The sequence below is a fragment of the Brevundimonas sediminis genome, from assembly GCF_048799765.1.
Taxonomy (GTDB): Bacteria; Pseudomonadota; Alphaproteobacteria; order Caulobacterales; family Caulobacteraceae; genus Brevundimonas.
Map to the genome: position 1 here is coordinate 141368 of NZ_JBLYQK010000001.1, position 12310 is coordinate 153677.

The 12310-nt window shown below is 70.5% G+C and carries 6 protein-coding genes and 1 pseudogene; 1 reads left to right on the forward strand and 6 read right to left on the reverse strand.

Going from position 1 to position 12310, the window contains the following annotated elements:
- Positions 1-108: 108 nt before the first annotated feature.
- Positions 109-735, forward strand: coding sequence for a site-specific integrase (locus ACLQ7T_RS00770; protein ID WP_420477676.1), 627 nt, complete (start codon positions 109-111; stop codon positions 733-735).
- A gap of 4467 nt (positions 736-5202) precedes the next feature.
- Here the strand turns inward: ACLQ7T_RS00770 and ACLQ7T_RS00775 are convergent.
- The 6 genes and pseudogenes from ACLQ7T_RS00775 to ACLQ7T_RS00800 all read right to left on the reverse strand — a co-directional run.
- Positions 5203-6363, reverse strand: a pseudogene (locus ACLQ7T_RS00775) (AAA family ATPase); the annotation flags it as partial.
- 203 nt (positions 6364-6566) lie between these two features.
- Positions 6567-8075 (reverse strand): type IV secretory system conjugative DNA transfer family protein, encoded by a 1509-nt coding sequence (locus tag ACLQ7T_RS00780; protein ID WP_331047261.1) that lies wholly within the window; start codon positions 8073-8075, stop codon positions 6567-6569.
- A complete protein-coding gene (locus ACLQ7T_RS00785; protein ID WP_420477677.1) occupies positions 8066-9496 on the reverse strand; it encodes a hypothetical protein in 1431 nt (476 codons plus the stop codon). The genes ACLQ7T_RS00780 and ACLQ7T_RS00785 overlap by 10 nt, the downstream gene beginning before the upstream one ends.
- A gap of 129 nt (positions 9497-9625) precedes the next feature.
- Positions 9626-10360, reverse strand: a complete 735-nt coding sequence (locus tag ACLQ7T_RS00790) for a hypothetical protein (protein WP_420477678.1) — start codon at positions 10358-10360, stop codon at positions 9626-9628.
- A gap of 14 nt (positions 10361-10374) precedes the next feature.
- Positions 10375-11340, reverse strand: coding sequence for a hypothetical protein (locus tag ACLQ7T_RS00795; RefSeq protein ID WP_420477679.1), 966 nt, complete (start codon positions 11338-11340; stop codon positions 10375-10377).
- Positions 11341-11449: 109 nt separating this feature from the next.
- Positions 11450-12208, reverse strand: coding sequence for a hypothetical protein (locus tag ACLQ7T_RS00800; protein WP_420477680.1), 759 nt, complete (start codon positions 12206-12208; stop codon positions 11450-11452).
- Positions 12209-12310 lie beyond the last annotated feature (102 nt).

The following is a 12310-nucleotide window of genomic DNA, read 5'->3' on the forward strand; positions in this document are numbered from 1 at the left end:
CCAAGGTCTGATGTGGGGCACGCCGTGAAAGTCTGCTTCTGGTGCGGAACAGATGCAGAGAGCGTAGGCTGGGCCACGGACAGGGAGGCGACCTCAAGGAGGTTGGCCATGCGCCAGTCTGACCTGTTCAAACAACCGAAGCGCCCGTGGAATGCCGGCCGTCTGATCGGCCCCAAGGCGCCGCTGAAGCCAAAGCACATCTGGGCCATTCGACAGCAGTTGAAGGTCGCGAAGAAGGTTCGCGACCTTGCGATGTTCAACTGCGCCTTGGATACCAAGCTGCGAGCCTGTGACCTGGTTCGGCTCCGGGTCAGTGATGTGGCTCCCGGCGGCGCGCTCCGACAACGGTCGATCGTTATCCAGCAGAAGACCGGAAGGCCGGTGCCGTTCGAGATCACCGAACCCGCGCGCGACGCGATCGCGGCCTGGCTTAAGGTCCGCGGCGAGCTTGAAGATGACTGGCTGTTCCCGAGCCGCAGCCGGCCGGGCCAGCATATCGGCACCCGGCAGTACGCACGGCTCGTGGATCAGTGGGTTCGGATGATCGACCTGGAACCGCAGGGCTACGGGACCCACAGCCTCAGGCGCACGAAAGTGTCGCTCGTCTACAAGAAGACCGGCAACCTTCGCGCCTGTCAGCTCCTGCTCGGCCACAGGAAGCTGGAGAGCACCGTCAGGTACCTCGGTATCGAGGTGGACGACGCTCTGGAGATGTCAGAACAGATCGACCTGTGACTCATGGCCGGGCCCGAAAGCGGGCCCGGCCATCGTCGCCTAAGGGTGGGTAATGGACGTTGCCTCGCTAGCGGGATGCCACAGCGTCGTCGTAGTCCTCGATTGGGAACTGAGGCCGCGAGCATGATCCCGTGTGCAAACGGCCCTCAAATCGAGAGGCCAGGATTGTGTAGGTCCGCCCGGGACGAAACGCGGCTACCCCACACATTCCGGGCGCCACCGTGTGCTCGATCATTTGCGTTGGTCGAACGTCGCCCTTGATGGTTCTCTGGACGACAAATTGCGTCACCGACCTCGCGCCTTCGTTCTGCGTCTGGACGGCGCGACCAATAAACATCACGTCGGTGCGCGCTAGCTGATCAACGGCGCTTCGGAAACGCATACAACTGCAGGCGATCGCAGTACTCACCGCAACTGTGGCGGCCAGGAACAACGATAGAGCTAAGCCGCGCAAAATCATTAGGCGAACCTACCTTGCCGTCTCGTGGCGACAAGGTAGCCGACAACGCCCGCACTGGGTCGGAAGCGGACTTCTGATCCGTTGTGTCCTGACGTCCGCTTTTCGGCGGCAGTTCAACGTCCGCTTCTGGCGCTCTGCTGACCCTGATTGGCTTGGGAGGCAAAAGGCCGCTGAGGGCGGAAAGCTGTCGCCGAAGCTCCACTAGACGAATTCGACTGGGATCGTCGAACAGGTTCCGAAGTCGCCGAATGTGATCGCGGCGCGGTCGGCGAGCCCGCCCCGCCGCCTGATCGCCCATATCGTGGACCGATCCATTACATCGGAGATCCGGGACCAGTCGTCTGGTGCAGGCGATCCTGCTGCCGCGCCGAACGCGTCCTGCGACCATGCGGTGCGACGCATCGTCCGAAGTCTGTCCGCTCGACGGCCGGCGGCGCCGGTCACCAGCCCGGGGCGTCGGACGGCGGTGGTGGCGCGTCCGACCCGTCCCAGCGGAAACGCCAGAGCCGGGACCCGAAGACATAGAGGCCGTCGGCCACACACGCCACGTGACGAATCTCATCGGGCACGACCAGGGTGTCGTCCAGTGCCGCGGGGCCTGACCAGATGTGAATGATGTCGCCGGGCGCCCAGCTCAGCAGCCGCCCGTCAGACAGGAGCGTGACGGCCAGATCGCCCGCATGGGCCAGGACCGAGCGGGCCGCTGTAGCCGGACCCTCGGGGACGTCGGTGAACCAGTGCAGGCCGGACGCCAGATCCCCCGCCGCCAAGCCGTCGGCCAAGGGGGTCAGGCCGATCAGCGCCTCGGGCAGGCTGTGCTCGCCCAGAAGCGTCCCGTCCGCGTTCCACACCGTCAGGGCGCCCTCGCCGTCGTCGACATACAGGCGTCCGTTCCGCGAGATCCATCTGGCCGGCCTGGACCCGCCGGCGAAGGGGTAGCGGCGCGCCCGCATGCCGCCGTCGGCGGTCCAGAAGGCGACGCCGCCGGACTGTTCGAAGGTGGCGAAGCCGGGCGAGAGATCCGCCGCTCCCAGGACGGCGCCGGGCGTCGAACGGATTATCCGGGGCGGGCCGTCGATGTCATCCACGGCCCAGATCCGCAGGCTCGAGCCCAGAGTGATCACGACATCGCGGCCCGAGACCGTTAGATCGGGGAAGCCGGCTTCGGTTCCGCGCGGCGCGTTTCCTGTCCGCAGGCCGTCGAACCGGGCCAGGGCCGGCGCGCCAACGGGATTGACCAGCACGACCCCGTCCTCCACGGCGGCGACCTCCCGGATCGGACTCGCGTCTCCCCACACATCGGCGCTCCGTGTTCTGATCCGGCCCTCCAGGTCGATCAGGAGTAGCGCTTGGTCGCCGGTCGCCGCGCAACCGCCCGGGAAGGGCGTCAGCCGGCCGGCGTAGACACCCGCGTCGCGGCCCGTGAGGGCGTCGTCTTGGGCGAGGCGCTCTCCCGTGCGCGTGAAGACATGCACCCTGTTGTCGCGTTCGAGAACGATGACGACCTCGTCCAGCAAGACGGCTTCCGCGACCGCGGTGTCCAGAAGGACTTCGCTCAGCAAGACGCCGTCGGCGGACCAGAACAGCAGGCGTCCGTAATGGTCCCAGCTGACCGCGCCGTCGGGGCCGGCGGCGCCGTGGCTGGTCGCTCCATCGACCGGATCGGGCTCGACCAGGTCGAAGGCGCCGTTCAGGGCGCTCACCCGCCAGAATTTGATCAGGCCGTCGCCGCCGTAGCTGACCAGGCGATCCTCGACCTCCAGCAGACCGCGCACCCCGTTGCTGGCCGAAGCGTGCAATTCCGGCGGGAAGGGATGGGACAGGAGGTCGCCCGTGGTGGACCACAGACGAATGCGGCCTTCCAGATCGCCGGTGAGGGTCAGGCGGGGTCGCGCCAGACAGGTGGTGACCCGGGGACACACCTCCGGAACGGACAGCACTCGCCCCTCGAGCGAGACGATGGCGGAAGCGCCGCCCCAGAAGCCGGCGATCAGCCAGCCGCCCGTGACCGGCCAGACGCCGGCGCTGTCCTCGAACCCAAGGGCCGGGGTGCGGCCAATGAGGCGGCCGCGAAAATCCCGCACCTCGGCGGCGCCAGCGGCGTCCACGACCAGGAGCCGGTCGCCGTTGGCGCTGGGCGGGCCGACCCGGGCTGCGGTGTCGTCGACGGCCTCCTCAAGCGCCGTCCCGTCAGGCGTCCAGAAGGCGAGCCGATGGTCCGTGGTGCGACCGGCGACCCCGTTCTGATGCACGAGACACTCTCGCAGCCCTGACAACCGCCCGGCGGATTCCGCGGCCGGGCGAAGACGTCCTTCCCGGCTCCAGAAGACGGGGGGACTGTTGAAGCTCCAGCTGACGAAGCCGTCGGGAAGAGCGGCGGCCGAAGCTGCCCCCGGGGACTGGGCGAGGATCGACGGTCGAAGAGGCTCGGCCGGGGCGCCGGTGACCTCGCGAAGGGCGCAGCGACCATCGTCACAAGTCAGGAAAACCCTGTCGTGGGCGATGACGGCCTGCCGCACCGCGGCGGCGAATGTCTCTCGGGCGCGCTGACGGCCGTCCGGCCCCCAGAAGACCACGATCCCGTCCACGTCATGGGTGACCAGGCCACCGTCGGGCAGCGGGCGGGCGCCTAGCGGCGTATCCGCATGCGCGGGTGGCGGGAGGGTGTCATGGCGCGGCCGGCCATCATCGGTCCAGAACAGCACCCGGCCGTCCTCGCCGATCGAGGCGAAGCCGTCGTTGAGGACGACGAGTCGGCAAACCTCGGCCGAATGGCGGATCGGGCCGTCGGGTTCGCCGCGCGCACGACCATCCACATCCCAGAACAGGACATCGCCGCGCCGGCCGCCGGACATGATGAGGCCGTGGCCGGAGATCGCCTCGGCGAGACCCGGATGGAGCGCGGCACGCGCCAGGACGGATCGGGCCGGAGGATGGGCGATCACGGCGCGGCCCGGCTCGCCGTCGAACAGTCCGGCGTCGGCCAGGGCGTTCAGAACGACCCGGCCGTAAGGCGTCCTCGCCGCGGCGACCGGTCTCCAGGCCTGCTTGAGCCGTTCCCCATGGAGCGCCCAGAAGGCCGCGTGAGGCCGTCCCGCCCCCTCATGTCCGTCGGCGGCCAGGCGGCGCCAATCCTCGATCGTACGGCGCGCGCGATCCAGCGCGGTCTCGTGACGCTCGAACCGGGCCGCCAGGAAGGCGCTGTCGGTCAGCAGTCGCACCGCGGCGTCCGGCACGGCGAGCTCGCACAGCTGCCGCGGACCCCAGTCGAGCGCATAGGGCGCGCCCGGCCGGCGCGGCCGCGGCCGCCAGGCCTGGGCGAGCCAGAGCGTCAGGGTCTCGGCGGCGACGTCGGCGTCCGTTCCCAACTGTTCGGAAAACGCCGCGGCGAGCCGGGGATGGTGGAAGGCGAAGGTGCGTTCTGAGCCCTCGCCGCGCGTCACGAACCAGCGGGCGATCCGCGGGTCTAGGCTGTTGAGCTCGATGGAGAGCCCGCCGGCCATGACGGCGAAGAGGTCCTCGATCTCCCATTGACGCAGCGGCGCATGGGCCAGCCCCAACAGGGCGAAGAGCCTCCGGTTAGACAGAGCCCAGACGTCGCCCGCGCCTTCCAGTTCCGCCAGGCGCGCGCGGACGTAGGCGCCGAAGCTGTCCGGCGCCGCGGCGACGGCGCGGGCGCCCTCGGCGGCGGGGGGCAGGGTCGACAGCACCTCGGACAGGAAGAGCGGCAAGCCCTCCAGGTTGCGGTGCAGGTCCGCCGCCAGGCGGTCTCGCGCCTCTCGCGGCATCAGGGGCGCGACCTCGGCGAGCCACCGGCACACGTCCGGCAGGTCCAGCCCGGACAGGTGCAGACGGATTCCCGCATCCGGTCTCTGATCCAGGACATCTAGCCACGGCCTCAGGACGCGGGGCGCGTCCGTGTCCGAGGCGGCGCGACAGCCGATGACCACGAACACGCCCTCGGGGAGCGGAGCGGGGATGAAGGATTCGATCCGGGCGGCCGCCTCGTCCAGGCCGTCCAGGACGATGACCAGCCGGCTTGTCGCCGCGGACGGCGTGAAGGCGGCCAGCCGCTGGTAGATGCGCTCGCCCGCGGGCTGGTCATCGGCCGGGATCGCCGACGCCGTGGCCAGCAGGGTGTCGAGCTGGGCCGCGATGTGACCTTCGATCGCCTCCGGCGAAGTGGTCGCCGGCAGGTCCGCGCTGATGAAATGGCGGACGGCGTTTGTCGGCGCCGCGCTTTCCAGCCAACGGGCGAGCAAGGAGGACTTTCCCGCCCCGGCCGCGCCGGTCAGGATCAGCAGGCCGCCGGGTCGGTCGCAGAGAAAGGCGTCCAGGGCCGAAAAGGCGTCTTCCCGGCCGAACATCGGGCGCGCCAGCAGCCGCGCCTGACGCAGCCGGACCGCGGCGGCGGTTCGAGACCAGCGCGGGCTCGTGGCCAAGAGGCGCTGCAGCTCGGTGGCGATGTCGCTCGCCGAGGCCCCGCGCGCGGCGAGCCGCCCGGGGTCCGGGACGTCCGCCTCCGCCGCGCCGACGGCGCGAAGGGCGGCCTCGATGGCGTCCAGACGGGCGTGGATCGCCGTGTCGCTGGCCGCCAAGGCCCGCTGAATGCCGGCCAGTTGCAGGTTCAGGCCGCGAAACTGATCCAGCTCGAACGCCGCCCTGAGGGCGACGGCCTTCTCGTCCTTCAACCGCGCGGCGAAGAAGGCGTTGGTCGCCGCCAACCAGCCCGCGTGGGCGGCTTCGCCGCGGAAGCGGCGTTCGAAGGCGTCGGGCTCGTCGATCGGCCAGCCCCGGACCTCGCCCGCCGCCCGCAGCTCCGCCAGCATGGCGTCCTCGGCCATCGCCGGAACGGCGCCCGGCGCGGGGAGGCGCGCGCCGATGTCCTCCAGCACGGCGGCGAGGTCGGTCAGGAGCGCCCCGTCGTCGGGGGTTTCGAGGAAGTCGGGGGCGGCCGCCTCGCGTCGGCCGGCGTCGGTCCAGTCCCGGACCCGGCGCGCGAACCGCGCGGCGCCGTGCGCCTGGGCGTGCAGGGTGACGATGAAATCGAGCGCATCCAGCTGGGAGAGCCGGATCGCCCGGGCGAGGTCATGATTGAGCGGGAGCTCGCCCGGCTTGGGGCCGCCGCGCGAGAGCCAGGAAGACAAGGCCTCGCGGCCGCCGTTCATGATCAGGTCGCCACCGCTGTCGCCCAGGAAATTGCCGAGCGCCTTGGCGGCGAGGCCGCCGACCGCGGCGCCGACAGGGCCGGCGACGAGCCCGCCCGCGGCGGCCGCTGCACCGGCCGCGCCGTCCTGCGACAGGGCCTGGCCGATAACCGTGAGACTGACGCAGGTCAGGCCGCCGGCCAGGGTACGCCAGACGCCTGCCTTCACGGGTTCGCCTTCGCCTTGAGGGTCGCCAGCACCTCGGCCGGCGTCTCGACCGGATGCGCCGCTGGCCGGGCCGCCGGCGCCCTTTCGAACACCCGGCGCACCCGCTTCTGCACCGGCCGCGCCGGATCGTGGAAGGGATTGGCGTCGAACAGGCGGGAGAACACCGGGTCGGCGCGGTAATTGGGCAGGCGGGCGATGACGGGCAGGTCGCCGGACAGCTGCAACAGGATTTCATCATCTTCCAGGTCGAGAAGGTGCTCGGGTGAACCGAAGCCGACGAGGCGCGCCATGGCTTCGGCGGCGAGCATGGTATTGGCGCCGAAGCACTGGATGGCGCGGCAGTTGTTGACCATCGTCTGCCAGTCGCGCGGATAGAGGGTCATCAACTGGCTCGGGTCCTGCCAGAAGCTCCACGTCTGAAGCCCATAGCCGCGCAGCAGGGTGATCGCTCGACGCAGGTCGTCGAAGGCCCCCAGCTGGGCGGCCTCGTCCAGGATGAACAGGGTGGATTTCTGCGGACGGCCGCTGCGGCCGGAGATCTGGGTCATCAGCACATGGACCCAGAGGCGCAACAGCCGGCCATGGCTTTCCAGCATATGGGGCGGCAGAACCAGATAGATGGACAGCGGTTCACCGCGCTGCACCGCGCCAAGGTCGAAACTGGTCGTGCGGATCGCCGGGGCGATCATGCCGGACCGGACGACATCGACGATGTTCTGCGAGAAGGACAGGATGCCGCCCAAGGTCGAGACGGCGCCGATGCGCAGCATGCGGCCGATGTCGCGGGCCTCGGCGTTGCGGGACGCTTCCAGCGCGTGGAGGACCGTGCCGGCCAGGGCGCTCTCGCCTTGCGGGCGTTCGACCGCGGCGCTGTAGGCGCCGACCTCGCCGACGGCCTGGTTGACCAGCATGCGGACGGTCTCGAGGTGTCGTTGGGCCGGCGGCAGATCGCTCATCACATGCAACAGGACGCCCAGAACGAAGGTCGAGCCGCGTTCACGCCAGTACCCGCCGTCGCTGACGTCCGCGGCGACATTTGGAGCGGACAGGGCCGACACGATGGCCATGGCGTCGTCGACGAAGGTCGGGCTGTCCGGATCGAGGACGTCGAGCGGGTTGAGGGACGCCGCGTCCAGGCCGGTGACGCCCATGGGGTCGATGATCGCGACCGCCTGCCCGAGCTCGCGGCGCCGGCGCGCGGTCATCAGGGCGTTCTCGCCCTTGGGGTCGATGACGATGACCGGGCCGTCGAACCGCAGCAGCGCGGGCACGATGCATCCGGTGCCCTTGCCGGCTCCGGTCGGCGCGATGGTCATCAGGTGCCCTTCCCGTTCCATCAGGATCGGGGCGAGGGTGTCGACGCCCAGGTCGGTCGCCGCCTGGCCGAAGGTGAAGCCGATCGGCCGGCGGCGGTGTTCGCGCTCCAGCGACCAGCCGACGATCAGGCCCTCGTCCTCGACCTGGTCCGGGAGCCTCAGTTCATTCTCGACAGGAATTAGGGGCATGGCGCGGGCGTCTCCAGATCCGCGGTGACAAACAGGCCTTCCATGCGTTCGGATCGCACGGGGAGGTCTTCGAGCAGAAGGTCGTCGCCGACCATTTCCAGGAGCCCGTCCGGCGTCAGGGCCAGCTTGGCCTCGAAAAGGGCCTGACGATAGCAGACGGTCAGCGCGAACAACCAGCGCCCCTCCTCGTCAAAGCCGGCCGGCGTGATCGGTCTGGCGTAGGACCCCAGGAGATCACCCAGGGTCTGCGGTCGCACACTGCGGTGCGCCAGCGCCTCGACGGCTTCCAGCGGCTGGAACAGCTCCCCCTCATGGCGAACAGAGTTCATGAAAAGCCGGACGTAGTCCATCCGGGCTTCGGGGGTCCGTAGATGAGAGCCGGCGAGATCGTTCAGGTCGTGAATCCAGGTGGAGCCGCCGTCGACGGCCACGACTTGGTCTCCGGTCACGACGAAGGCGGCGATCCCGGTCACGCCGCCGGTCAGACGCCCTTGGGTCTCGATGAGCATCGCGCCGTCGAAACAGACCAGGGGCCGGGAGCGGACGCGGTCGCAGAAGGCGGCGAGCGGCAGGGGTGTGCGGTTGGCGCCGACGCGGTGGTGCACGCCGATGAGCCGCAGCACGCTCGCCCCGGTGTCCGGGTCCAGATCGCGCCAGTCCCCGGCAAGCAAGGGCGCGCGGCTCCATGGTCCCCGGGGCTGGTCCAGGGCCTGGCGGATGCGGGCCGCCTCGTCGCCCGTCAAAGGCTGGCCCGTGTCGCGCATTTTCAGCCAGGCCAGGGCCAGTTTTCCGGACCAGACCGCCGCGGCCATCGCGGGAAGGTCTTCGAGTTCGCGGCCGACGACGATGCGGTAGGCGTCCTGGGCGGCGGCGTGGAAGACCGGGTCGGCCGTGACGCCGTCGATCAGCAGAGGCGGGAAGGGGCGTTCGCCGTCCGTCGGCCGCTCAAGGCGGCGCAACAGGGGAAGCAGTTCGTCCAGGCGCGCGCCCAGCGTCGCGTTCGGCGCGACGCGAAGAAGCCGCTCTACCTGCTGAAGCGCGCGGGCCTGCGCCCGAAGCTGATTGGCGAGCGTACCGTCGGCGGCGGGAAGCGCCTGCATCAGGCCGGCGGCGTGATCCAGCAGGTAGAGCGCCACCTCGGCGTTGGTCACCACGCGCTCGGTGCGCGTGAAGAAGCGGCCGTCCAGGTCGTCCGGCTTCAGCACGCGGTAGGCGTCGCCCAGGGGGGCGCGCGCAACGGCCCCGGCGACCGCGCGGCAAACCCGGGCTTCGTCGCGCGTCCGCCGACGGCGGTCCGCATCATCGGTGCGGACCGACACCAGAAAGTCCGCGGCGAGTTCCAGCGCGTCGCGGGCGAGCGCGCCGACGGTGTCGCCCGCGCGGCGGCGGGGATCGAGAGGGGAAACGGGGTCTGCCTGCATCCGAAACTCCGATTGTCGTCGCTCGCGCTGTCGTCAGCCCTGACCGCCCCAGGCGGCGCGCCGGCGCGACGACGCGGCGATCGCCAAGGGGCCGGGCCTCGCGCCCGCCCCCGTCGCCGACCGCCCTCGTCAGGGCGCGACCTGCACGCGGCCGATGACGCCCGCGGACCGGTCGCGAACCTCATAGGACAGGACATTGGCCGTCAAGGACCCCCCGTCCGTGGCGGGCTGGACGCCGGTGATCTGCAGGACCACATCGATCTGGGCGCCCTGGAGATAGGGAACGCGATCCTTGATCCGTTGCGCCTCGGCGGCCGGCACGACCCAGCGCTGGGCCTGCTGGCCGTTGGCCAGCCGCAGGGTCACGGTCCGGGAAAAGCCCCGGAAGGTGTAGGTGGATCCCGGAGCCAAAGCCTGGACGATGAACTCCCCGTAGGCCGGGTCATAGTCGCTCAGATTGGAATTCACGGTCAGCCGCAGGCGTCCGATGCCGCGCACGCTCGCCTGGGCCGCGGCGTAGGCCGCGCGGAGTTCCTCGCGGCGCGCGGGCTTCTCGTCGGCAGAGCCATACCGGACCTGGCTGTCCTGGCCGATCCAGGTCTCGATCGGCGGCGTCAGCCCGGCGAGGTCATAGTAGAGAAAGACCATCGTCTGTTCGTCCGGATTGACCAGCTCTCCGGTGCGGCCCGCCAGGGCGGGCGAAGGGGGCTGCGCGGCGGCCTGGGGCAGGGCCGAGGGCGCGCCGGCGGCGGGAACCGCGTCTTTGGGCGAGGCCGGGTCCGGCCCGTCGCCGTTTCCGGCGGGCCGGTCACAACCGGACAGGATGAGGGCCAGGCCGGCGATCAAGGTGATGCGAGTGTTCATGGTTCAGTTCTCCCCTAGAGTTTGGGCTCGGCGCCCTGGGTGGCGGCGCGCGCGACTTCGGCGTCCCGGCGCGCCTGGTCCCGGTTGGCCCAGGCCTGTTCGACCTCGGTCAGCAGCCGATAGCCGCCGGCCTGATCGATGACCCCGACCGAGAGGCTGTCGGCCAGCGCCGGGTTTTCACCCGAGGCGACCAGTTCCGCCTGCACGACCACGCCGCAGTTCGGGGACAGGTTGCTTCCGGAATCCGGATTGGCCGGCGCCGAACAGCTGAAGAAATAGGGCGAGGTCTCCAGGATCCGTCGCCCGGCGGGGTCATAGGCCCATTTCAGGACCCTGCGGCCGCCTTGGTCGTCGTCCGCGGTCGGCGCGCCGTACTTGCCGGTCAGGGCGGCGACGACATTGGCCATCGTCGGCCTGGCGGCCTCGTCGTATCGCTCGCGTCTGGACGCGGAAATCACCCGCTCCTGCCCCGGCAGGCCGACGGTAGAGACATAGACGCGCGACTGGCCGGGATTGACCGCGTCGGGCTCACGCGCGCCGGCGCTGCGAGCGCTGGCCCGGCGCAGGCTGTCCTGCATCTGCTCCTCGGGCGTGAGGGTGGACTCGGCCTGGGCGAAGGCGCCGGTGAACCCCTTGCGCCAGCTTTCCCCGCCGCTGTCGACATCGAAGCCGCGATATTTTTCCTCGGTCACGACCATCAACGGATTGTCGCAAAGGACGATGTTGGCGGCCTCGTCATAGGTGAGGCCCGGCCGCAGACCGATGACGTCAACGGTCGGAGATCCGGCGGGCGCCGCAGGGGTGGCGATGCGGGCCGGGCATCGCACCCGGCCGCGTGCGGTCTGGGCCACGGCCGCGGCGGAGCCGGGCTCGGCGGCGGCGAGACCGCCGCCTTCCGGAGCGGAGCCGTCACCCGAGCCGCAGCCGGCGAGACTTGCGGCCAGCAGGGCCGCGATCGAGATTGAGGCGTTCAAACGCATGGCTTTCATCCTTCGTGGAACAGCGGGGGCGCAGGGTGTCGCGCGCCGGGCCCCGGCGGTGTGGGGGACGTCCGGAGCGGGCCTTGAGGCCGCGCTCCATTGGATCGGGTCAGCCCGCGCTTCGGGCGGCGAGCGGATTCTTCAGCACGCCCATCCCTGCGGCGATGAGGGCGGCGCCGGCGATCAGGCAAAGCCAGGCCCCGGGGCCGACCTCCAGAAGGGCGTCGAGCGAGCCGCTCATGGCCGAGCCGAAGCCGGAGGATTTGACCTTGTCGATGATCGCGCCCTTGAGGAGGAAGGGCAGGGCCCCCGCGAACAGGGCGGCCGCTCCGGCGATGATCGGCGACGGGCCCGCCGGGCGCCCGGTCAGGATCAGGAAGATCACGCCGATGGCCGCCAGCGGCGCCGCGAAACGAAGCCACAGCAGGGACCCGGCCAGACCCAGCCCGCCTTCCTGGCCCATCAGGGCGCCGGCGGAGGCCATGAGCTTGGGCACCTTGTCGATGTTCACCAGCGTGGTGGTGAGCTCGGGCGCCGTGAGCGCCGGCAGCAGGAAGGCGACGAGCACCACGGCGGCGGCCGCCGCCGGGACGGCCGCATGCTGGCGCGCAAGGGATTGAAGGCGGTTGGCGGCGCCGCTCGTCTTCAGGGCGTCCAGATCGACCGCGGCGCCCAGACCGCCCATGGCGGAGATGGCGGGATAGATGTCCCGCGCGCCGTCTTCAGCCGCGTCGAAATCCACCGCCGCGCCGGCGGACGGTCGGCGCTCGCCGCGCCAGTCCGCCGGACCGAACCGGAAGCGGCTGCCCGCCTCATTCACAATGACGCCCGATCCGTCGGCGTCCACGCACAGAACTCGACCCCGCATGCGCTAGCCCTCCATGAGCCCGGCCGCCCCGATGGCGGTCCGGATGCGCTGGAGGATGGGCCGCCGGCGCGCGCGGGGTCCCAAAGCCGATCTAAAGAAAAG

Bases quoted from the DNA above. Each gene is read 5' to 3' on its own strand.
- ACLQ7T_RS00790 (WP_420477678.1), bottom strand. From the start codon at position 10,360: ATGAACACTCGCATCACCTTGATCGCCGGCCTGGCCCTCATCCTGTCC.
- ACLQ7T_RS00800 (WP_420477680.1), bottom strand. From the start codon at position 12,208: ATGCGGGGTCGAGTTCTGTGCGTGGACGCCGACGGATCGGGCGTCATT.
- ACLQ7T_RS00780 (WP_331047261.1), bottom strand. From the start codon at position 8,075: ATGCCCCTAATTCCTGTCGAGAATGAACTGAGGCTCCCGGACCAGGTC.
- ACLQ7T_RS00795 (WP_420477679.1), bottom strand. From the start codon at position 11,340: ATGCGTTTGAACGCCTCAATCTCGATCGCGGCCCTGCTGGCCGCAAGT.
- ACLQ7T_RS00770 (WP_420477676.1), top strand. From the start codon at position 109: ATGCGCCAGTCTGACCTGTTCAAACAACCGAAGCGCCCGTGGAATGCC.
- ACLQ7T_RS00785 (WP_420477677.1), bottom strand. From the start codon at position 9,496: ATGCAGGCAGACCCCGTTTCCCCTCTCGATCCCCGCCGCCGCGCGGGC.